At 40.2% G+C, this 22,912-nt stretch carries 19 protein-coding genes and 1 riboswitch; of the genes, 11 read left to right on the forward strand and 8 right to left on the reverse strand.

Annotated elements, in window-relative coordinates:
• Positions 1 to 285 precede the first annotated feature (285 nt).
• Genes AC5WOF_RS11335 through AC5WOF_RS11365 form a run of 7 tightly spaced genes read left to right on the forward strand, consistent with a single transcriptional unit; the run spans position 286 to position 9,282 of the window.
• Positions 286 to 1,260: a conjugal transfer protein gene (locus AC5WOF_RS11335; RefSeq protein WP_496050069.1), complete on the forward strand. Its 975-nt coding sequence runs from the start codon at positions 286 to 288 to the stop codon at positions 1,258 to 1,260.
• 17 nt (positions 1,261 to 1,277) lie between these two features.
• The gene (locus tag AC5WOF_RS11340) at positions 1,278 to 1,565 is read left to right on the forward strand and encodes a TcpD family membrane protein (RefSeq protein ID WP_496050070.1); all 288 of its coding nucleotides are present in this window, start codon (positions 1,278 to 1,280) and stop codon (positions 1,563 to 1,565) included.
• 13 nt (positions 1,566 to 1,578) lie between these two features.
• On the forward strand, positions 1,579 to 1,995 hold the full coding sequence (locus AC5WOF_RS11345; RefSeq protein ID WP_496050071.1) for a conjugal transfer protein: 417 nt from the start codon (positions 1,579 to 1,581) through the stop codon (positions 1,993 to 1,995).
• The gene (locus AC5WOF_RS11350; RefSeq protein ID WP_496050072.1) at positions 1,970 to 4,393 is read left to right on the forward strand and encodes an ATP-binding protein; all 2,424 of its coding nucleotides are present in this window, start codon (positions 1,970 to 1,972) and stop codon (positions 4,391 to 4,393) included. The genes AC5WOF_RS11345 and AC5WOF_RS11350 overlap by 26 nt, the downstream gene beginning before the upstream one ends.
• Before the next feature lie 20 nt (positions 4,394 to 4,413).
• Complete coding sequence (locus tag AC5WOF_RS11355) at positions 4,414 to 7,254, forward strand: hypothetical protein (protein WP_496050073.1); 2,841 nt, start codon at positions 4,414 to 4,416, stop codon at positions 7,252 to 7,254.
• A gap of 17 nt (positions 7,255 to 7,271) precedes the next feature.
• On the forward strand, positions 7,272 to 7,472 hold the full coding sequence (locus AC5WOF_RS11360) for a hypothetical protein (protein ID WP_496050074.1): 201 nt from the start codon (positions 7,272 to 7,274) through the stop codon (positions 7,470 to 7,472).
• A gap of 49 nt (positions 7,473 to 7,521) precedes the next feature.
• Complete coding sequence (locus AC5WOF_RS11365) at positions 7,522 to 9,282, forward strand: type IV secretory system conjugative DNA transfer family protein (protein ID WP_496050075.1); 1,761 nt, start codon at positions 7,522 to 7,524, stop codon at positions 9,280 to 9,282.
• Between the two features lie 183 nt (positions 9,283 to 9,465).
• On the opposite strand, the gene AC5WOF_RS11370 is transcribed toward AC5WOF_RS11365, so the two are convergent.
• The 3 genes from AC5WOF_RS11370 to AC5WOF_RS11380 all read right to left on the reverse strand — a co-directional run bounded on the left by AC5WOF_RS11370 (position 9,466) and on the right by AC5WOF_RS11380 (position 11,365).
• Positions 9,466 to 9,771: a hypothetical protein gene (locus AC5WOF_RS11370; RefSeq protein ID WP_496050076.1), complete on the reverse strand. Its 306-nt coding sequence runs from the start codon at positions 9,769 to 9,771 to the stop codon at positions 9,466 to 9,468.
• 171 nt (positions 9,772 to 9,942) lie between these two features.
• On the reverse strand, positions 9,943 to 10,368 hold the full coding sequence (locus AC5WOF_RS11375) for an EthD domain-containing protein (RefSeq protein WP_496050077.1): 426 nt from the start codon (positions 10,366 to 10,368) through the stop codon (positions 9,943 to 9,945).
• Between the two features lie 238 nt (positions 10,369 to 10,606).
• A complete protein-coding gene (locus AC5WOF_RS11380; RefSeq protein ID WP_496050078.1) occupies positions 10,607 to 11,365 on the reverse strand; it encodes a sporulation protein in 759 nt (252 codons plus the stop codon).
• Positions 11,366 to 11,675: 310 nt separating this feature from the next.
• Here AC5WOF_RS11380 and AC5WOF_RS11385 point away from each other — a divergent pair, with 310 nt between their 5' ends.
• The 3 genes from AC5WOF_RS11385 to metA all read left to right on the forward strand — a co-directional run bounded on the left by AC5WOF_RS11385 (position 11,676) and on the right by metA (position 15,532).
• Positions 11,676 to 12,917, forward strand: a complete 1,242-nt coding sequence (locus AC5WOF_RS11385; RefSeq protein WP_496050079.1) for a cation:proton antiporter — start codon at positions 11,676 to 11,678, stop codon at positions 12,915 to 12,917.
• A 62-nt stretch (positions 12,918 to 12,979) separates the two neighbouring features.
• A riboswitch (SAM riboswitch) is annotated at positions 12,980 to 13,087 on the forward strand.
• A 77-nt stretch (positions 13,088 to 13,164) separates the two neighbouring features.
• Positions 13,165 to 14,445, forward strand: a complete 1,281-nt coding sequence (locus AC5WOF_RS11390) for a homocysteine synthase (protein ID WP_496050080.1) — start codon at positions 13,165 to 13,167, stop codon at positions 14,443 to 14,445.
• A gap of 172 nt (positions 14,446 to 14,617) precedes the next feature.
• The gene (gene metA / locus AC5WOF_RS11395) at positions 14,618 to 15,532 is read left to right on the forward strand and encodes a homoserine O-acetyltransferase MetA (RefSeq protein WP_496050081.1); all 915 of its coding nucleotides are present in this window, start codon (positions 14,618 to 14,620) and stop codon (positions 15,530 to 15,532) included.
• Between the two features lie 46 nt (positions 15,533 to 15,578).
• On the opposite strand, the gene AC5WOF_RS11400 is transcribed toward metA, so the two are convergent.
• Complete coding sequence (locus AC5WOF_RS11400; RefSeq protein ID WP_496050082.1) at positions 15,579 to 15,908, reverse strand: hypothetical protein; 330 nt, start codon at positions 15,906 to 15,908, stop codon at positions 15,579 to 15,581.
• A gap of 14 nt (positions 15,909 to 15,922) precedes the next feature.
• Entirely contained in the window at positions 15,923 to 16,171 is a 249-nt protein-coding gene (locus AC5WOF_RS11405; protein WP_496050083.1) for a hypothetical protein, read from the reverse strand.
• Positions 16,172 to 16,296: 125 nt separating this feature from the next.
• Between AC5WOF_RS11405 and AC5WOF_RS11410 the strand changes: the two genes are divergently transcribed.
• Positions 16,297 to 17,337: a hypothetical protein gene (locus AC5WOF_RS11410; protein ID WP_496050084.1), complete on the forward strand. Its 1,041-nt coding sequence runs from the start codon at positions 16,297 to 16,299 to the stop codon at positions 17,335 to 17,337.
• Positions 17,338 to 17,749: 412 nt separating this feature from the next.
• Here the strand turns inward: AC5WOF_RS11410 and AC5WOF_RS11415 are convergent, their stop codons facing one another.
• The 3 genes from AC5WOF_RS11415 to AC5WOF_RS11425 all read right to left on the reverse strand — a co-directional run bounded on the left by AC5WOF_RS11415 (position 17,750) and on the right by AC5WOF_RS11425 (position 22,130).
• Positions 17,750 to 19,177, reverse strand: a complete 1,428-nt coding sequence (locus tag AC5WOF_RS11415) for an MDR family MFS transporter (RefSeq protein WP_496050085.1) — start codon at positions 19,175 to 19,177, stop codon at positions 17,750 to 17,752.
• A gap of 428 nt (positions 19,178 to 19,605) precedes the next feature.
• On the reverse strand, positions 19,606 to 20,247 hold the full coding sequence (locus AC5WOF_RS11420) for a CatB-related O-acetyltransferase (RefSeq protein ID WP_496050086.1): 642 nt from the start codon (positions 20,245 to 20,247) through the stop codon (positions 19,606 to 19,608).
• Positions 20,248 to 21,023: 776 nt separating this feature from the next.
• Positions 21,024 to 22,130: a radical SAM protein gene (locus AC5WOF_RS11425; protein WP_496050087.1), complete on the reverse strand. Its 1,107-nt coding sequence runs from the start codon at positions 22,128 to 22,130 to the stop codon at positions 21,024 to 21,026.
• Positions 22,131 to 22,912 lie beyond the last annotated feature (782 nt).

A 22,912-nucleotide genomic window follows, 5' to 3' on the forward strand; every position in this document is an offset into this window, starting at 1 on the left:
TTATCTGCGAAAATAATTGGATTGTTACAAGTGATTGAGTTGAAGTTTTCGCCTTCATTTTATGGAGAAAGGTCGTTATTCCAAATGAATTACTTAAAAATTTAATATCTTTAATTAAAGGCTTAATTGATTCTTCCGTTTAGCTCCTATTTTTCCACAATTATCAATCGATATAACATGCTTCTTTTTTTGAATCATATAGTCAACTTAGAATGGATGTTATAAAATGTTCTCAGGATCTAATGAATTATTTTATCTGATATTGGCTTGAGGGAGGGGATTACCTTGAACCCAACAAGAAACGCACGGATGAAACAAGTCGCAAGAATCATTATTTACCTTGTCTTGGTAGTCTTCTTAATTCGAAATTTAGTGGATGTCTACTTCCAAATAGCTGGGAGTGATGAACCAGCAGTTAAACAGACAAGTACATCTAATGAAGTACCGGAAACAGCAAAGAGTGTCGCGAAGTTATTTTTAGAAAATTGGTATTCCATCAAACCAGATGGTGAAGATGATGACCGCATTGATAAGTTAAAACCTTTTATAACTCCAGATCTATTAACCTATATCAATGCTAATGCAGATATAAGGATCAATTCGGATCAAAATCAAACCTCTGGTACTGCAACACAAAATTCCGCAACATCAAATAACTCCACCACGACGAATTCAACTTCAACAAGTACATCTTCAACAGGTGATCAGCAGCAATCATTCCAAGGTGCGAGTGCAAAAGAAGTGGATATTTGGCAGGCTACATGGAAAGATCAAAAAAACAATATAGCTCAGGTTATAGCACGGTTACAAACAAATGATGACAAAGCACTTTTCCTCGCTATTCCAGTAGAGAAGTCAGGCAGTACTTGGCAAGTATCATCACTGCCAGCTTTGATAGCACAGCCCGAAGGAGCAACGAGTACAGACGATCAAGATCAGCCTCAGGCTGACATCAGCGCGAAAAAAGATGCTATGACGACGGTATTAGAAGATTTCTTCAGTGACTGGTTAAAAGGTCACACAGAAGCCAGCGCACTCTATATGGCAGATGGGAAACCAATACCGACAACCAATTGGGAAGAAAAACTGAATGCGCAATTTGTAGGAGTCCAAGATATACAGCCAGACGGTAGTGACAATCCATTAAAAGTTAGTGTTTATATCTCTATGAAAGATACAAATAATGTGGAATTCCAATTGAATTACCACGTAACATTCCAAGAGAAAAATGGGAAATTGTTTATTGTTTCCATTAATTAAAATAAGGGGGAATTAAGATGTTGCACATTATCGAACATATACCGACTTTTTTGGCCGGGGACATCAAAAATTTGTTCTCAAACTCAGCACAGTGGATATTGGGACAGGCAAGCTGGGTTATTATAGCTGCTCTTGTTATTTTAGGATTGCGGGCTTGGATGAATGGCAGCTTGATGACACTTTTCGGTGGGATCGTAGTCGCAGGTATTCTCTTTCTCTTTACTGGAAGTGATGGTAAATCTGGACAAACGATGTTAGACAGCCTTTCCAAAGCTGTACAGGATATATTCACGAATGGTAAATGAGGAGTGGAGATAAATGAGGCCTGAAAGGATTATTACTTTCGATGCGGTATGGGGTTTGAAAAAAGTTTTCTACCATATCGAACGTTTTCGCCTCCCCATACCTGTCAGTCTTTCTGAGTTATTAATTATCGTTCTCTTAGAAGCATTTTTTATCGTAATGGGTAATATTGCTCCGTGGGTGTCTACTACTATCCCGCCTGTTTTCCGTTATGCGATTATACCATTTGGTGCAGCGTGGCTGCTCTCCAGAGTTGATTTGGAGGGCAGACCACCTTATCAGTATTTTTGGAGCTCTCTAACCTTTTTATTTTCACACAAACTTTGGTCCAGAGGGTTACCGATTCCAGATGTAACCGAAGAAGGAGATTACCAACTAACCCAAATGGTTGGAGGGATAAAACATTATGCTGCCGATACCGACACAGATTGAAAAGAATGTTGCCTTTATAGAAGGACGACCCTGGGCATTTTACCGGGTCATCCCTTTTTCATATTCACCGCTGTCTATTGATGGGAAGAAGAACGAGTGGATGAATGCCACTCAGTTTTTCCGCCAGATTCAAGAACCGGGATTAGCTGCTCAAATATGGATGATGCGCAGGCGTTTTAACTGGGTGGATTACCTTGATAGATTGGTAAACACAGTAGAGGGTGAACGAAGACATAAAGCCTATGAATCTATGAATACATGGCTCAACTTAATCGAGCGTGGTACATTGCCCGATTACGATTTTATCATTGCTTTTGAGCTGCCTCTTCCCATACCTCAAAATTATAAATGGATTACACAAACTTTTGGGATACCTATTCGTGCCCTTGAAGCCTTCCTTGGACTTGGGAAACGTGTATTTAAAGAAGAAAAAGAATATGCACTGGAGAAATCTTTTGATTATTCGTGGTCTAAGCGGGCATTTGAAGAGAGAGCAGGATCTCTCAGTCGTCTTGATCCACTTATGGAACATGAAATTGCAGATTTTTACCGCCATCATTTCTACCGTGGTATGCCATTGAAACCATTACCTCAAGCTATGCGCAGTGTGTGGCCAAAAGGTCAGCAAGACTACGCTTGGCTTGCCGAAGGCAGTCGAGCTTATGGTTTCCGTTATGTGCTGTGTGATCAAGAAAATGAAAGTCGTTTTGTCAGTTTTATCACATTAGGGGCTTTTCCTGATGAAATTTACTCACCTGGTACAGAGCTCTTCCATCAACTCACTAGTGAGTTTGATTTCCCAGTGGAAGCGATGTTCCGATGGAAGATGATCGCGAATAAACAGGCGACGAGTATGGTAACGAGAAAGCGCAAAGATATCAAAGATGCTACGAGCCATATTGGAGAAGTGGATCAAATTCCACTCGATTTAATGCAGCAAGAAAGTATGGCTGAAGGTCTTGAGTTTGAATTGAAGAAAAATCGACCTCCGATTTTGGATAGCCGTGTTGTATTTGTGGTCGATGGATACGATCAAGAAGAAGTGAACAGCCGTTCCGAGCAAGTGATCAACTTTTTTGACCGTAGAGGCTTTGTAGCAGCAAGACCCACAGGGGAACAACGAAATCTATTTGAAGCTTGGCTGCCAAATGACCGTTACCCTGCTCGCGGTTACGTGAAGAAAATGCTGCCAGAGGTTGCTGCTTCTATCGTCATGCCGGGAGCATCGGAAATACTAGGAGATCCGAACGGTGTTCCGGTAGGTTTGACACGCCGCGGCTCTGTTGTGAAATTAAATCCAGAACGAGGACCTCAGATTAACCAAAATGCTTCGATGGTCATTACAGGAACCTTGGGTTCTGGTAAATCACATACATTGAATAACCTTATCCATAAAACAGCTCTTTTCTGGGGAGCTCGTATTTTCGTAGTTGATCCAAAAGGCGAGCGGAGTCACTGGGTAGGGCGTTTACCAGGACTGGAAGACCGTGTTCACGTCTTAAAGTTAGACGGCCGACAAAACCCAGGAGCCTTAGACCCATTCCAGTTGCTGTCACACGACCCCGAGTTTGCAAGTGAGATCGCTGTGTCGGTTATTTCCCAGTTTGAAGGGAATCTCTCCCGCGGAGATAAAAATATGCTCCTGTCTGCGGCAGAAAGAGCCTTAAAACATGAAAATCCGAGTATGTCCAAAATGGTGGAGGAACTTTACAAAGATGAAGACGGCCGTGACCTTGCAGAATATTTGATGCGGATTGCCCGCCTGCCTCTCGGGAAATTAGTGTTTGGTGAAGGTAATGGCGTACGTGTTCCTGATAATGGAATTATCCTTCTCCAATTAGAAGGCCTGGAACTGCCACCTGAAAAACAACGTGCCAATGGGCTAAGACAAGAAGCGTCTGTAGCAGTTATGTCTATGACAGCCATTTTGGCTGAACAATTTGTTTTGCGCGGTACAGGCGGTGGATTCCGTGTTGCTGCATTGGACGAGGCATGGATATGGCTGCGTACGGACCAAGGGAAATCACTTGCTAACCGGTTAGAGCGTGCTGGACGTTCTGCCAATGCTGGTATTTGGTTTGCGACCCAAAACCCTTCCGATATAGATAATGAAATTTTGAACAACGTCAGTATCTATGTATGCTTAGGGACAAGTGATGAAAATGAGACAACACTGGCTATTGAAGCGCTGAATTTAGATGTAAATGATGAAGGACTGCGCAATGTACTCCAGCAAAGGCGGAGTAAAGCGCTGTCTGGTTACGGATTTATGAAAGATTTAGAGGGAAGATCAGGTTTTATTCAATTCATTACCCCAGAAAAAGACTTAGTAGAACTCTTTAATACGAAGCCAGAAGCGAGTGAAGCATCCAAAGTGGTGTCAGAGGGCGGCATCTAGAGAAAGAAAGGGGTGAAGTCGTGAAGAGGTGGCAGCGTTATTTAGCGATGTTGTTATGCACCATGGTGTTTTTACTAGCAATGTCTTCAACTGCTAATGCATTAAATGATCCGAATAAATATAACACACCAACTTCTGGAGACATCCTTCCAAAAGAAGAGAAAGATAATACCAGTAAATCCATGTTTAAAAAATATGGCTTATCTACTTTTACCCTTGATTATGTGGAAGACTTTGAGAATACTGCCGCAAATGATGTTGTAAATAAATGTAGTCCTAGTTGGAAAGACTTAATCCCTGTTATTGGAGGGCTTTTTAAAGCAGCAGAATGTGTGCCCAGTGCAGGATCGTATGTATTTGGTAAGACGGTTGGAAAGTATTTGGATATCAATTATTACATCAACATCTATAACACGATTCTCTGGATAAACTATGTCTCGGTTGCTTATTTCGTTACCTATTGGCTCACATGGGCTTTTAGCTTAGAGATCATCAATATTGTTATCGATGCTTACAACAATGCGATGGCGAGTATCCAGAAAACGATTTGGGACCCGATGATGTATTTAATGTGGGCAGTAGCAGTTGCTTGGATGGTTTACTTTTGGATAGTCGGGAAAACCACCCAGTTGTGGTCCACGTTTGCTAACTCTATTCTTGTCATTGCTCTATCGGCTACTCTTTTTGCCAACATGGGGAATTATTTACAGACAATGACGCGAGTGAGTTCCATTGTTTCGGTTACGATACTAACTGGTCTGACAGGTCAAGATCAAAATAAAGATATCAATACTGCATCTGATAAGGATCAACAAAAAGTAGTGACAGATGCTTTGCAGGAAAATTTGTACGGCATTTTTATTGATTTACCGTATATGCTCATTGATTTTGGCAGTCCAGAACTGGCAAATAAAATTCCTTGGCAAAACGTACTATCATCAAATGACCGAGAAAAAGTCTTGGGAACAGCTTATGCAAAAATGAAATCCAATAATGATAAAAAAGGCATGGAGCAAATGCTGTGGCTGACTCCTGCTAAGGCGATCGACAGGCTTGTGAACTCCAGTATTATTATGTTTTTAGCGACAGTCGGGATGCTCTGTTTTGCTTATGTAGCTGTTTTGGCTCTTATTTGGCAGTTTATTGCCATGGGACGCGGGTTAGTCTTTGCCTTTTATTTGATCATGAGTTTGTGGCCGCACTATGGTCTGGAACCGGCAATAACCCAATTGTGGAGAATCGGCCAAGCCCTGTGTATGAAAGTGGTTCTGGTAACGTTTTTGGGAGTGGAAACAGTTATAGTATATGATTTTGCTACTTCTGACCAAATTCAAAAGGCCGGATTGATAAATACTTGGGTAATTATTATTGGATTGACGATCGGATTATATATTGCACTTGGAGAGGTCACTCAAAAACTTGGAAGTATCCCGCTTGGGAACGGAAGATTTTTGGCAGGTTACACTACGGAAGCACAAGGTGTTCTCAAGAAGGCTGGCAGCATAGCAGAGAAGGGTGCTGGTTATGCTATCGCAGGTGTTAGTGCTATGTACGGCAGTGCCGGTGGAGTAAAAGCTGGTATGGCGATCGCCAGAAGAGGTGTAGGCGGAGCAGCACGACAAGGAGTAGAACATGGATTAGGAAAAGTAGCTGATTATAGAAGTGATCAGCGAGATGAAAGTAAAAAGAAACGAGATGCAGATAAACAACATAGACAAGATGATCGAGATTATGAAGATCGCAAAGAGGGCTTAAATGAGAACGATGCAAATCTAGCAGATCAAATCCGCAATAAATACGGAGCGGATGTGACCACAGCAGAAGGTCGAAACAGGCTAGAGCAATTAGATCCTGGATTTGCGAAGCAAAACGAGGCAGCTCTTTACCGCATTCGCGATAACTCCATGGCAAATGCAATGGCAAGGCATATGCCGACCAATATTCCAGCTAAGGGTACTCCAGAATATGATGCACTTGTTGCACAATTTGGGGAGGACAATATCCAGGACTGGCAGGCAGCTCAAACCGCAGAGCAAGCAAGAGTGGATAAGTCGATGGATAATTATAAAAAATTAAGCAAACTACAACAAATGGAGACTCCAAAACCAAAACTGAAAACAGAAAATGTAAGAGCAAGATTTGAAGCTGTACAATCTGCAAATCAAGTTAAAATAGAATCTGAATTACAAAGAATGGCTCAACAGGCAGCAAATTCTGCAGATATGGTTATGGACTTGCAGTTCCTTGGTACAAACGCCCAAAATGTGTTGACGAATATAGATCAGACGTTGAGTGTAAAAGTGGATAGAAATCCTTCTCCTCAGCAAATGAGTCAATTTCAAGATAAACTTAGACGAGAAGTACAGAAACTCGGTGGCGTAAAGGGAAATGCTAATATAAAACTTGATATGCCGAAAATGGATGGTTCTGGAGATGAAACATGGACTGTTTCCGTCAGCGAACTAAACAAAACGCAACAAAAAATACATCAACAGTTTGATGACAGTGCTCTAGCGATGAAAATCAATGAAATCCTTGAGCAAAAAAGAGGCGGCGCCGTTTCTCCTGATGAACTCCGTAAAACAATTGCTGACATGCAGTCAGAGTTAACGAGAAATTTAGCTGGCTCGGCGAAAGCACCAACAATATTCGAAGGCTTTACAGGTAAAGCTGGTTTAGATATGAACCAGATGATGGATACACTGGGTCCTATGCTTGGTATTGACTTTAAAGATCTATACACGTACAAAGATCGGATGGAGAAAATCTCCAAACGATTAAAAGATGTGGAGAGGAAGCAGCAGCAACAAAAACCACCAAAACCACCTAACACCCCACCACGCGGCGGTAATAACCCTTAAAGAAAAGGAGAATGAAAATGATGGATTCACAAGAACCAAAAAAAAATCGCTCCTTTAAAGAAAAAGCCGCTGATGGATGGATTTTATTAAAGCAACTTGCTAAAGAATGGGCAACGGATATTTTTGAGAACAAAAAAAAGCTGGTAATTATAGCTGTTGCAGCGATTTTTTGTATCGTTACTTTTATACGTGGACTCGTGTTAATGCTGTTCTTCTAGCCTCTGTCATTTGGCAGGGGCTTTCCCTTCCTAAGAGAGGAGTGAGAATATGTTCGGTAATGACGATGATCTGATGCAGTTTAAGGAATTCCAGCGCAAGCAACAGGGCGGAGTTCTCGCCATGGAGATGCTAGGTGCCATATTTCTAATCGTTTTTCTCTTTGTTCCGCTCATCGTATCCATTATTTTAACCATTGTCGCCGTAAGGCAAGCCTGGAAACCGGCTTGGTTTATATGGAGCGGTCTATTGCTCTGTGTGATTGGAATTCCGTTAAGCTTTTTTAACTTATATATTCACGGATTGATGAATCTGGCTTCCCAGTGGTTTGATGGGATTAAAGTAGGAAAAGCTACTCAGTTATTTTGGGATGCTGTTCCTGACAGCTTATGGAACATGACACCAGCATCATTAGTAGTGTGCGTTTTAATGACAGGCCTTTTTATGTGGTTTATTAAAAACCGCCCAGAATTGCTGCCTATTCCTGTAAAACCTCCAAAAGAGGAGAAGCCCGTTGTTCATAAGTTAAGCAAACTAACCAACTTACCTACTATTGAAGATGGTGTGGTATTGGGCTTAGATGATAATGGCAAGCCTGTTCCGCTTTACGATAAAGAAGTAAATATGCACGTATTTGTTAGTGGAGCAACAGGGGCCGGTAAAACGAATACGTTAACTGTAATTTTAGAAAGTGCTATTCGCCGGGGGAAACCAGTTATTATCGTCGACGGTAAAGGGGACATCAGTTTCTTAGAAGAAATGAAAGAAATGTCCGAAGCTTATGGCAGGGAATTCCAAGGCTTTTCCTATAGCGGCGATGTGCACTACAATCCATTTCGCCATGGGAAAGCGACCGAGTTAAAAGATAAAATGATGGCGATGGAAGAATGGTCAGAGCCATATTACAAACGTGCAGCAGAGCGTTATCTTCAGTTGGTATTCCGTGTCTTGCAGTTAGCTGAAATACCAATAGATTTACATGTGGTACAAAGTATGCTTGTTCAGAAAAATTTGATGAATACCGTTAAGAAACTGAAAAATTTACCAAAAGAAGAAGCGGACAACATAAAAGAGTACATCAATGGACTAGATAAAGGTCACAAAGATGCAATCGATGGTCTAAAAGACCGTCTGGCCTTATTGACGGAAAGTGATGTAGGGGGATTGTTTAAAGATGAAGAAGGAGCTAAAACCATTGATTTGCTGGAAGCAGTAAAAGCAAAACGAGTTGCAATGCTTTCCCTCTCTGGACTTAGTTACTCTTCTTTTACCCCAGCTCTTGGTGCGATGATTGTAGAGGATTTGAAAAGTGTAGCTTCTGCACTTGTCGAAAGTGGACGGGAAGACTATATTTATGTCATTCTTGACGAGTTTAACTTGTTTGCAGGAGAACAAGTGGTAAACATGATCAACAAAAGTCGTGCCGCTGGATTTTGCTGTTTTATTGCTACACAGGAATTAGCTGACTTATCTGCCGCAGGTGGAGAAGAATTGGTTGGTCAAGTTATTGGTAACACCAACGTAAAAATTGTTCACCGTCAGGACGTTCCGGATTCGGCAGAATATTTGTCTAACGTGGTAGGGACACAAAAAGTACTAGTGAAAACAACCATGACCGAGGAAAAACTCTTTGGTAACATGTCTAGATTGATGGGAACGGTGCGAGAAGATGAAGAATTAGTGATCCATCCAAACGTGCTAAAAAATCTCCGTCAAGGGGAAGCGATGTTGATCAAGAAGATCCCTGATAACACAGTAGTAAAAACACAAATAAGGCCAGCCCCAGAGCCTCCTGCAAAGGCAGTGGGTTGATAGCTTCAAAGAGACTCCATTAAGTGGAGTCTTTTTCATTTGACCCTTTACATAAAAAAAAGACCTGCATCGATTTAGCAAGTCATGAATCCGTTTTATAGTTGTTTATCACGTTCGGAGCAGATCGTAATATAGTAACCATCTGGGTCTTTTAGTGTAAACTCTTGGTGCATGGCGAATGGATTATAGTGGGGATGGGCTTCGATTGGAGTACCTAGAGCCAGTGCTCTTTCCCAAGCTGTCGAAATTATCTAGACGAAAGTAAAGAAGTAATCCATTTCCTGCTTGTCCCTTATCTGGATCCTCTAAAGATGGGTGTTGATGATCTCCCCACCGATGGAGGCAGAGCAGTATTTTTCCGTCTTTGTCAATTAGTTGATCAAACACTTCGTTATGGGTGTGTGTATGATGACAATCTAATAACCGGGTATACCAATTTAGACTATCTGCGACATTGGATACAGCAATAATTGGTTCAGTATGTATCATGGAACCACCCCAATCTACAAGAAATACCTACATAGTAGAAGATAGAATAGTTTCAGAGTTAGTTCAGCTTTTCTTTGGTGTTTATTAATATGTTGTCGTTTTCAATGGGATATTTATTCTGGATTAGAAATATAAAAAGGTTATGTATAAAAAATCTATCAGAGAAAGGTTTTATTTGAAGTCATCAAGGGTGGAGCCTTCTATGTACTTTAATTTTTGTGTTTCACTTAACGTGTTGTTACGAGGTTCCTCTTCTACCTCTACCAATTTTTGTTTTGCAGCATCAGAGTAAATTCGAACTGTATTACCTGTGAAGTAAGATATGTCACCAGGAGTTTCGTCAAACCATCTCATCATAAATTGACTAATTTTGGGGGAAGACAACACTTCATTCATAATTTCTAATGATTCAAAATGTGTTTCGAGCATATACTGTAATTCGCCTAAATCTCCTGACATTAGTGTTGACACTGTAGTTACGTCTGTGCAGATACTGCCAGGTAAGTTATTGATTTGAGGAAGCAATAGCTCTAAATAGTGTGTTTGAAAGGTCTCCAAGTCCTCTATATTTTTGAATATTGAGATCGTTTTATACATAGTATTCGTATCCCTTCGTTAGACGCTTTGGTCTTTGTTATGTTGATAGAAAGTGATGAATGATCTACCATAGAAGATATACTTACCAAAACAGTAGATGTTAACCTCATCTAGTAATTCATATCTATGGAATAGATATAATATTTAATTAATTATACTGTTTATTTCAATATTATTCAAGAAATGATCATATATTTAAAATGGAAAAAGCAATCCCTTAGAGAGATTGCTTTCGCGATTATTTTTTTAACATTTGTTTTACAATGCGTTCTATTCGAGTTTTTGCCTTCTCTTGGGTGCTTAAGTCTTCAGAAGTGATTTCAAATCGACGTATTTTTTCATCCAAATGAAACATATCGATAAGTGCAGAATAATTATTGGTATGATGTTCTCCAACTTCCAGCACTCCGTCGATCGTATCTTGTTCTAGATTATGATGAAAATATACGGCGATCTGGCTGCAAACCCCATAAAAATAAGTGGTTGGATGGTACTGAATAAGTTGGGACCAACCTTGATCATCTGTGACAAGACCTTCCCAAGTTTGCTTGAAGCCAAGTTGTTTAAATCCAGTCAAAAACTGCTCCACGCGTTGATCAGGCAATACTTTGATAAAATCGCGGTCATGTGAATCAAGTGCATTTTTAATCTCTAGGTTAGTAATAAAGAAGTATTTTGTATTGATAGAGGAAGCTGGTATATTTGCTGGACAGGTAAAGGAAAATGGAAACGTAATCGTTTCATTTGGCTGAATCACAAATTCTTCATGTGTGACATCAATCATTGCGATTCGTTCTGTTAAGTCACTGCCACTGCGAGCATGAACGGATTGGAGCATAAAGTAAACCGAAAGTCCTTCTACTTTTTGTTCGGCACTACCGCCAGTAGCTACGATCTGCCCAGTAACTTCTTGTCCTGTTGTTACTATTTCTTTGTTTAAACGTAGGTCAATCTTTGCTGCTCCCATTCCCATAGATGCAAGTACGGTTTCAAACAACTTTTCGTCCTCCCAAAAACATATCTTTTTTCCTATCATACCATGCAAGATGTACTTCGAGTAGGGGGAAGCATGGCAAAAGCATATAGGAAAACGTTAGCTGTTTAAGATAGTGCTATAGGTTTCCTTAGTAAGTTATATTCATTATGAAAAGATATATTCATGGTGATAGCTCTAACTATTTATTTATGAAACAAACCTAAATGGACATAAAAATGTTATTATTATTCTGGGACATTGGAAAATTAGGAACAATCAAGTTTCGCCCAAGTGCTGTTATCATCCTTGAATAAGACAGGTAGGAATGTGGATGCTTTTTAAATTTCTATTAAGCTTATTAATCATTGTTGTTGTTGCTCAGTTATTTGGTGCTTTGGCTGCTCGTATTGGTCAACCAAAAGTTGTCGGGGAGATGATTGGAGGACTGATACTAGGACCCTCTGTATTAGGTCTTTTGTTTCCAAGTTTTCAAGAATGGTTGTTCAATAAAAATATCAAAGATCAGTTATATATCCTCAGTCAGTTTGGGATATCTTTGTATATGTTTCTTGTAGGGATTCATGCAAATGACGAAAAGCTAGAAGAGGAGAAATTAATGAAAAACGCTGTTCTCCTTGCTCTTGTAGGTATTATACCGGCATTTCTTATGCTGTTTCTGTTAAGTTGGTATGTATACCCATCGATAGGACCAAAATTTACAACACAATTAGTCTATTCGCTGTTTATGGCAGCCAGCATTTCTGTAACAGCTTTTCCTGTACTTGTCCGGATTTTGGATCAGCATAAGTTGATCAAAACAAATTTGGGGAGATTTGTAATATTTGGCGCAAGCATAGAAGATATCATCGCATGGATGATGTTACCAATCATTTTATCTATTGCTGCTCTTAATTTATCTTTCAGCAGTGTTAGTATATTTCTGTATCTGAGTCTTTATCTTGTAGTAATGTTTTTTGTGATCAAACCTCTTTTAAAGTTTTTGATACAAAAGTTTCCTACCCTCCAGCATGAATTTTTCGCAATATTTCTCATTTTGTTTTTAGGCAGCAGTTTGATCACTGAAAAAATGGGACTGCATGCTATTTTTGGAGGTTTTATAGCAGGACTAATTATACCTAGATTAGACCCTGTCACAAAAGATCTCAATGTGAAGATTTCCGATTTTGTTAATACTCTTTTGGTTCCTATTTACTTTGTAAGTTCGGGTTTTAATATCGATTTGCGTTCTTTTACAAACAGTTATCATATCGGGATCATTCTCCTGTTTATTGGTGTAGCATTTATTTGCAAATACTTTACCTGCTTGTTCTTCGCAAAAGGGATAGGATATAGTTGGGGGGAATCAAGTGCCATCGGGGCTTTGATGAATGCTCGTGGGTTGATGATACTCGTGTTTGCAAACATTGGTTTAACCAGTAAATTAATTTCTGCCAATGATTACTGTATTTTATTTCTCATTGCGATTATTACTACGGCTATAACGTCCCCTTTATTAAAATGGTCATTGGGAAAGCAATACAATATGGAAAAGATAGGACAGGAAGAGTATTGACGGTTGCCGCAAAATTCAATATAATCGAGTAAACCGAGTGTTGAACTATATATTTTTAATATCTCTTATCCAGAGAGGCGGAGGGACTGGCCCGATGATGCCCGGCAACCCTAGTGATTCACTAGAAGGTGCCAATTCCTGTAGAGACAAACGTCTCTAACAGATAAGATGAGGAATTTAGAAACCCAAAGCCTCTTCTGGATAAGAAAGAGGCTTTTTTTGTGCGATAAAAAAGGGGGAATTATCATTGAGTACATTTCGACCTGAGACGATTACTGTTCATGGGGGTCAGGCACCAGACCCTGCTACCAATGCAAGAGCCGTTCCTATTTATCAAACAACTTCGTATGTATTTGACGATACACAGCATGCTGCTGATTTATTTGCGTTAAAAGAATTTGGAAATATATATACTCGGATTATGAATCCTACAACGGATATTTTAGAAAAAAGAGTTGCTGAGCTGGAAGGTGGTGTTGGAGCACTTGCAACTAGTTCAGGTCAAGCTGCGATTACGTATTCGATTTTAAATATCGCCAGAGCTGGAGATGAGATTGTAGCCTCAAGCAACCTTTATGGCGGCACCTATAATTTATTTCGGCACACGCTTCCTAAGCTGGGAATTCATGTGCATTTCGTAGATCAGACTAACCCAGATAACTTTCGCAAAGCGATAACAGATAAAACCAAAGCTGTGTTTGCAGAAATCATCGGGAACCCTCAATTAGATGTATTAGATGTAGAAGTAGTAGCCGATGTAGCGCATGAAGCAGGTATACCGCTGATTATTGACAACACGTTTGCCACACCTTATTTAAGTCGCCCATTTGATTTTGGAGCAGATATCATTGTTCATTCTGCAACCAAATTTATCGGAGGACATGGAACGAGTATTGGTGGAATTTTAGTAGACTCTGGAAAGTTTAATTGGAAAAATGGTAAGTTCCCTGATCTAACAGAACCAGACCCAAGTTACCATGGCGTTTCTTATACAGAAGCAGTAGGACCCCTTGCATATATTATTAAAGCACGTGTCCAGCTATTGCGAGATACAGGTGCCGCTATTTCTCCATTTAATGCATTTTTATTGCTGCAAGGGTTAGAAACCCTGCACCTGCGCATGGAACGACATAGTGAAAATGCGCTGAAAGTTGCCAAGTTTTTAGAAAATCACGACAGTATTACATGGGTAAATCACCCTGGGTTAGAAGGTCATCCCTCCTATGAAAAAGCGCAAAAATATTTAGCAAAAGGACAAGGAGCCATCTTTACGTTTGGCATCAAGGGCGGACGAGAAGCAGGAAAACGTTTGATTGAAAATCTATCTTTATTTTCTCATCTAGCCAATGTGGGTGATGCGAAGTCCCTTGTGATCCATCCAGCAAGTACGACACACCAACAGCTCACAGAGGATGAACAAAAAGCAGCTGGTGTTAACCCAGAACTTATTCGTTTGTCAGTTGGGATTGAATCTGTAGATGACATCATTGAGGATTTAGAACAAGCACTTGAAAAAAGCCAACAATAAATGTGCAAAAATAGATACCAAAAATCCCAAGCGAAGATATGCTTAGCTGTAGCGTCCTTTGTTGCTCTTTACAACAGACGCGGAAGACGTGCATATCAAGCGGATTTGGCACAAAATGTTTGTGAATTGGCTCATTAATAACAACAAATTTAAAATATAGGAGGAAATAGTTGTGCCGATTAAGATTCCAGACAATCTTCCAGCGGCTGGAATCCTCCGCAAGGAAAACATTTTTGTGATGCCAGAAAAGCGGGCTTTTCATCAAGATATACGTCCGCTCAAAATGGTGATCTTGAATATCATGCCTACCAAAATCACAACCGAAACACAACTGCTTCGGTTGTTAGGCAATTCGCCTCTGCAACTAGAGGTAAGTCTTCTTCATTTGCAGTCGCATACTTCAAAAAATACACCGCCAAGCCATTTGGAGACTTTTTATCAGACATTTGCAGATATAAAGGAAGATAAATTCGATGGATTGATCATCACTGGAGCCCCAGTGGAGCATTTAGAGTATGAGCAAGTAGATTACTGGGATGAACTAAAGCAAATCATGGAATGGAAAATGACGCATGTCACTTCCACTTTGCATATATGCTGGGGAGCGCAAGCTGCACTCTATTTTCATTATGGTATTTCCAAATACGCTCTGCCCGAAAAGTTATCCGGGATATATGCTCACAAAGTTTCAAAACCGAATACGAGATTATTGCGTGGATTTGATGACCTTTTTTATGCACCTCATTCCCGCTATACCGATATCCGCCGGGAAGACATAGAAAAGTGCAGCGAACTGGAAATATTATCGGAATCAGAGGAAGCGGGGGTTTACCTTCTCGCCAGCAAGGATCGAAAGCAAGTTTTTGTAACAGGTCACTCGGAGTATGACTTACTTACATTAAACGAGGAATATATTCGAGATGTTAAGAGTGGTCTACCGATAAAACTGCCAGAAAACTATTTCCCGCAAGATAACCCAGATAACCTTCCCATTCATACATGGCGTTCACATGCCAATTTATTATTTACGAATTGGTTGAACTATTACGTCTATCAAGAAACCCCATATGATTTACATGCAAATTAAACCGGTTGTTTTGAACCGGTTTTTTGCTGTCATGATAACTTTGTCTCTAATCGCTTTCCTGTGAATCAGCGAAGATGTCGTAACTTTTACCATGTACATAGGTAATCCCATTGCCCATATTGGCAACTTCTGTATCCAGCAGCACAAACTCCAGCTTGCTGCCATTTTCAAGGCTAAGGGATACGGTGCTGGCTCGATTTGTTACGAGGGACGGCCGGACAGGTTTTTCATCGAAAAAGTAGTCGATTCTCAGCTCGTCTCCACCGATTGCCACCTTTGATCCTCGGTAAAACCTCCATTGGGGGATTTTTTTGATCGCCTCTATAAACTCACTTACTTTTGTTCTATTTCCTTCCACGGATAACCGCAATGCCATTGGGTTCACCCTTTCTATTTTTGTAACCGCCTGATGTCCATTCGAATGAGAGCATGCAGCCATCGTTCGTTATCCTCTATTCCATTTGGAAATAAAAACTTTACGATGTAGCCTTTGCCCATGAGTTGAAGCTCGTTTGCTATTTCTTGCTTGTGCTGGTGCATTTTATCGACAGGGTATTGATGTTTATCAGCTAATTGTTGAAGCATTTCGGTGACTTCAAGTGGGATAGTTCGATTTTCGATGATCCAGTCTAAACTCATTGATCTTTTAGATGGAAATTTCATCATCATTGATTTCAAATAATGGGTATATGATAGACACACTCCTTGCATATAGGTTTAAAAATCAGAATAATATGTTAGATATCTTATCTGGAAATCCTCAAATGGCTTTAGAAGAGATTGAAAGTTATGTAGACTTACATATGTTTTATGATCTTTCGGTGGTTGCCACTCTATTACGAGGAAAAATCGCTTTTGAATTGCGGAAGTGGAGCAGAGCAAAGGAGTATCTCAAAAAATCATTAGCAGATTTGGATCGATGTCCTAACTTAGTTACTTCTAACCTGCGCTCTATTTGTTTGAATGACTTAGGGAGGGTTGCATTTTACGATGGTGATTATTTAACTGCTCTTCTTTATACTGACCAAGCAATTCAAGTATTTGATGGTAAAGGAGAGAGACTATATTTTAAGTTCTACCCTTACCTAAATAAAGTCATCTATTTGGAAAAGCTAGGTCGTGATGAGGAAGCACGTCAGGTATTGGAATACTTATATAAGCACATCGACGATTTTAAGGCAAACCTAGTGCTCACGACCCAAATTTATGAGAGATTTGCAAATCTTTTGATACGGTCAGGTTCCCCTTTAAAAGCATTAGAATACGCCCAAGAGGGATTGCAAATTGCTTGGGAAAACAAGGAATACCGTAGGTTATTCTTCCTTTGGACGATTAAAGCAGATATCTTTGTTATTTTAGGAAGAACACAAGAAGCTAAAACGCGATATCGAAAGGCATTAGCACTATGTCATCATGTGGCAAATGATCCTGATGAGATAGGACATGCGCAATTTTCTTATGGGAAATTGCTTTTTGATCTGGGGGAAATGAAAGCAGCAGAGGAACACCTTCTGGATGCAGTTCAATATTTGGAAAATACCCCTAAAGTAAAAGAAGATATTAGAATTGAAGCACTGATTACCCTTGGTCGTCTAAAAGGTCACTTGCATAAATCGGGAGAATCAGAGGAACTATTTCTAATGGTAGATACAATCATGTCGAATAATGATAACAATGATCATGTGTCCGTTGACATTTTCCTAAAAATGTGTAACTTTTATGAATGTAAAGGGGAAAAACAAAAATTTTATTACTATCAAAATCTTATATATCAATCCCTAAAGACCAAGGTGGGATTAGCTTGAAATATCGTTCAGCAGATGGCGATCCAATGGGTAAAACCAAAGGGAGTTTAACATGAAATATCGTTCAGCAGATGGCGATCCAATGGGTAAAACCAAAGGGAGTTTAACATGAAATATCGTTCAGCAGATAGCGATCCAATGGGTAAAACTAATGGGAGTTTAACATGAAATGGCGATTCTATAGGATAAACGAAATCCCACCTTTTATTTAGAAGGTGGGATTTTCCATTTTTTTATTCTATCGCAAACTTACCGCATACTAGGCAGCATTCGTTCTCTTGGGGCCACGAGTGGACATGATTAGTTTGTAACAAAATGCAACCCGGATCATCTTTTAATAGATGATCCGGGTTGCAATATCAATGATATATCTATTGTTTGGTTTATTCATCTTTTTTCTGATTACCCAATTTTAACTTTGATCGAAATCAGGTGCGATGGATTTTTTGATGAATAAGGTAATGAAGAATGCTCCGAAACATAAAGCTGCTGCAAACCAATAAGCATGGTGCACACCTTGAGTCATCGCATCATTCATTATGTTCTCTGTAATCTTTCCTGATTGCCCTTCTAAATAACTCCTCTTTCCTTGACTCATGATACTTACAAAAATGGATACCCCAAGTGCTCCTGCGATTGGCTGTAGTGTGCTGATAATTGCGGTTCCATGGGGATATGACTTCTTCGGCAATTCATTCAACGCATTCGTATTTGCAGGCATCATGATTGCTGAGATGGACAGCATCAAAATGATATAGACAAAGATAAATGACACAATATGCATCGAAGGGCTGATATTGCTGAAGAATATCATGACACTGACTAGTACAATTGTTCCGGTAATCATCAGCTTTCTAGGTCCAAATTTATCGAATAAAGTTCCCATCACGGGTGACATAAATCCGTTCAATAATGCACCTGGTAAAAGCAATAATCCTGCTAACTTCGCGGAATAACCGAGTGGTCCTTGCAAATACATAGGCATTACGATTTCAGAAGCGAGCATTGCCATGACGACAATTACAAAGAGACTGATACCTAATGCATAATTTTTATATTTAAAGACACGTACGTCCAACAATGGCTCTTCTAACCTCAATTGGCGCAGCACAAGTAACAACAAACTGAGTAAACCGATAAAGATAATCGAAAGGATTTCTATGGATAGAAAACCTTCTGGATTTCCTCCAGCACTGCTAAATCCGTAAACAATACCTCCTATCCCGATTGAAGACAATATGATGGATATTATGTCGACTTTCGGGCGTGTAACTTCCCCTACGTTTTGTAAAAATTTTAACGCAAACAGAATGGAAAAAACGACGAAAGGAATGACTGAGATGAATAACCAACGCCATCCTAATAAGTCAACGATGACACCCGATAAGGTAGGACCAATTGCAGGTGCGAACATAATGACAAAACCAAACGTTCCCATTACTTTTCCTCGAACCTCAGGACGATACAGATAAAGCAAAGCATTCATAATAACAGGCATCAACAAACCCGTTCCAATCGCTTGAATCATACGGCCTATCAACAGCATCGGAAAATTCACAGCACAAGCTGCAATTGTTGTTCCGATCAAAAATATAGTCATGACACTGATAAACATTTGTCTAGTAGTGAACCATTGAATCAATAATGCAGAAATAGGCATTAGGATACCCATTACCAGCATAAATCCAGTGGTCATCCATTGAACGGTTGATACATCAACGTTAAATACCTTCATTAACGCAGTCAATGCTATATTTAACAACGTTTCGTTCAAGACTGCAAAAAATGCACCAATCATAAACGTAATCATTATTACTCTCGTATTCATTCTTAGTTCCATATCTATCACTCCGTAATTTTATTCAGATAAATTTCCCCATTCATGTCTTTATATCAGCTAATGAAATAACTTTTTTTAATCAAACATCTATTTATAAACAGACGCTGTCCAGTAGGTTTTCGAATTCATTTGGGGAATCTTTTCATTTTTAGACACAAAAAAATGCCTCTTTCCATCGTTTGTAGAGATAGAAAAAGGCACAGTAAATAAACTCAATTCATTAAGTCAAAAAAAATTGAGTTGAATGTACTGTACCTATTACTAACGTAAACGAATGAAACAGAAGCAAATGCAATGATTTAAACAAATACTGCGCATTACTTTCCAGCCTCCACCAATAGAAATAAATTCTTTTTGAAGTTTAGCACAAACAAAATGTGATGTCTATTCAGCGTTTGAGAACTGTTATCCAATAAATAAACAAGAATCTAATCTTGTATCCTTCTTAATTCTCTTAAAGCATCTTTGTTATCACTTGTCAAAATAGGAATTGCTTCGGTTATTTTTTCAATATCCCAGTCCCACCACTTCATTGAACTCAGAATATCAATCGTTTCTTCATCAAACCGGTAGCGTATGATTTTAGCAGGATTCCCACCTACAATGGAATAAGGTGGTACATCTTTGGTCACTACAGCATTTGTCGCAATTATAGCTCCATCGCCTATGTGAATCCCTGGCATGATTGTAGCTTGATAACCTATCCAAACATCATTTCCGATAACTGTATCACCTTTGAATCCACCACTTAAATTTTTCAATCCAACTTCCCAATCCCCGCCAAATGCCCCAAAAGGGAAAGTAGTATAAGCATTTGTATTGTGATTCGCCCCATTCATGATAAATCTGGCATGGGATGCTATAGCACAAAACTTGCCGATTTTTAATTTATCACCGATAAAATCGAAATGATAAAGAACATTTTTTTCAAAACCCAAAGGATCAACAGAATCGTCATAATAAGTGTAATCTCCAACTTCAATATTTGGATTCACTACAACATTTTTCAAGAAACATAAGCTTCTGATATTCTCCATAGGAAAGACATTTTTTTTGTTTGGGCCACTCATATAGTTACACTCCTAATATTTTTTTACATCAATATCCTGTTTTCATTTTATATTAACATTTTATCTTCTTTTTCATAGATGTCTTTTGTTGTTTTTGTTCCTTCAAAATCAAACCATAAACTTGAATTCACTTCTGTAACTTTCTATTAATTTTGTCCCACAATCTGTACATTTTCACCGAGTTTCTTCGCCACCATCAGATATGACGTAATCTGTTTTTCCACGGGCAGGACATGAGGGAACACGAGCCATTTAATGAAATCTGACAATTTTAGGTATGAACATTTTATAATCGACCCCCCTTTCTCTTATAAACTATATAAAATTAGAGAATATTCATCGATATAAATATCAATATTTTCTGTTTATTATGCCGTATATATGGGTTATATTGTCAATATCAAGAATGATCGAGGCAGATTTACGGCATTAGCAAGATGGATTACGGTTTTTATTGGAAATAGCAGAGGTTGATGTACTCTATACAGACAAACAACCCATAAGAAAATATGATGGGAGTTTTTAACTGTGAAGAAAGAAGTGCAACCGCTTCATCTGGATGAGGTCAGTCCCCACATAGGAAGTAAGATTTATGTTATGTAACATTGTTTTCCAAAGTAGATTCGAAATAACGCTATAAATCAGTGTCCCCCTCTTTCCGAAAAAAGAGGGGGACCCAGGTAGAGCCTCAGCTCACTCTTCGCTTATCAACCATACGATCGACTAGCGAATAACCTGGTCAGCGGGAGGCGACTTTCTCCTCCTGCTTGGCTGACTTACTCAGCCGCGTTCAGTTGTTGGTATTCCTGTTCCCTGAAGTCCAGTACCTCCTGGCATCGAGGGCTGTTGACGAACTCATCCACAGGCATAGTAAGATCCATCCGCTGAATGCAGATGCCGACTACGTAACCTCCGCCCATAGACTTGTAGAGCCGCATGCCGTAATAGCCTTCTTGGCAGTCGACGGGGTTATTGAGGCTGCATCCCTGACAGGTGTCGGGGAGTCGGACGGTTCGGATTTTCTTGAACTGAATCCTCCTTTTGTCGGGGAGTTCGTACACGGTTCGGGCGCCTGAGACTCCTGCCGTCACGTAGTTCGCGACCGGCTTGGCGTTCAGGTCCGTGAATATCTGGTTGATGGCGTCGATGGATGCTTGACCGTCATCTAGTGAATTGAGCAGCCGGACGGAAAGCTCGCTGGAGTACTCTTCCAGCAGGCGATGAACGCGTGGAATGTGGTCGTGGTTGAGTACGACGATATTCGCACTTGCCTTGACGCCGTTGGAGAGAGCTGCATCGATGCTCCTCGCCAAAGACCTCAGCTTCACTTCTGCCAGCTTTTCATTTCGGAACTTCTCGTTTTGTACTTCGGCCAGCTCCTGGGGAGTTGTTCCAAAGATGGAGAAGTTGACACGGTCCAGACCCGCCGCCGCACTGGGCGGAAAGGCCTTGGGATTCTCTCCGTTGGAGGTCATCCCCACCACATAGTTGTTCTCTGTGGCGACTCGGACGATTTCCGCGACTCGGGGATGCAGGGATGGTTCCCCACCTGTGAGGTGGATTTCCGTTGTCCCGAACACCTCGCGAATCATGTTCAGCGCTGCGATAAACTCGTCGTCGGGTTCTACCAGGTCGGACAGGAAGTTTACTCCGTTCGTCTGGCTGTAGATTGACCGTCGACCCGACTTCCCGCCACCATCCTTCCAGATAGGGACAGACTTCTTGTTGACGGGACTGATAAGAAGGTTGCGGTTGTCGGAAGTCACCGGAACCCCCTCGTTGTGACAGAAGGTGCAGGTGAGCCCGCAAGCATCACCGACCTTCACACGGAGGGACAGATCCTTCTCGACGAAGGTAGGTACAGCTGGAACAGTTACCATCATTACCCTTTCGTTCTAGAGGTTTATCCTCTAGGAATCGAAAGGTTTGAACAGTTGGAACAGATATCACCGTTATCCTTTCATCCTAGAGGTTCATCCTCTTGGAGACTCTCAAAGAGAGGTCCACTTCTCCAGACGATTTGTCTGGAGTCCTAACGAACACAATTCCGATCAACTCCTCATTGATCGGTTGCCACGCCTACGAGGAAAAGGCATTTCCTTCTGCTACTCGAATAGGCTTATTCATGTGCTCCTATTAATTATAACAATTCAGAAAACTGATGACCAGCATTCGTGTAACAAAGCGCAATTTGACCAACAAATGGAAATAATTCTGTGGACTAGAGCAGAAACCGTGCCTCCAGAAGGCTTGAATGTCTTATGTAGAAAGGGATTGATGGGAAGAAGAGTATTTTGGGGATAAACTCTAATTACAACCGATTCGGAAGAAGATCAAATTTAAAATGGAAGGAAAGATGACTAACATATACAATATACTTATAGTAAAAGTCCCATACGGTTTTTGACGCTGTTTTGGTCTAGGATGCATCTTCCAAGGTAGCTTCCTATTAAATAACTCTACTTGAGCAAAAATAGATACAAAAAATCCCAAGCGAAGATATGTACCTTAGACAAGGGCACAAGTCTCGCTACGTCACTTCGTTCCTAGTCTCGCTTTGTACGGCTGTAGCGTCCTTTGTTGCTTTTGTGGGCAGTCGCGGAAGACGTACATATCAAGCGGATTTTGCACGAAATGTTAGTGAATTTGTTTATCGGGAGTAATA

This window comes from Shimazuella sp. NTD250, assembly GCF_059510375.1.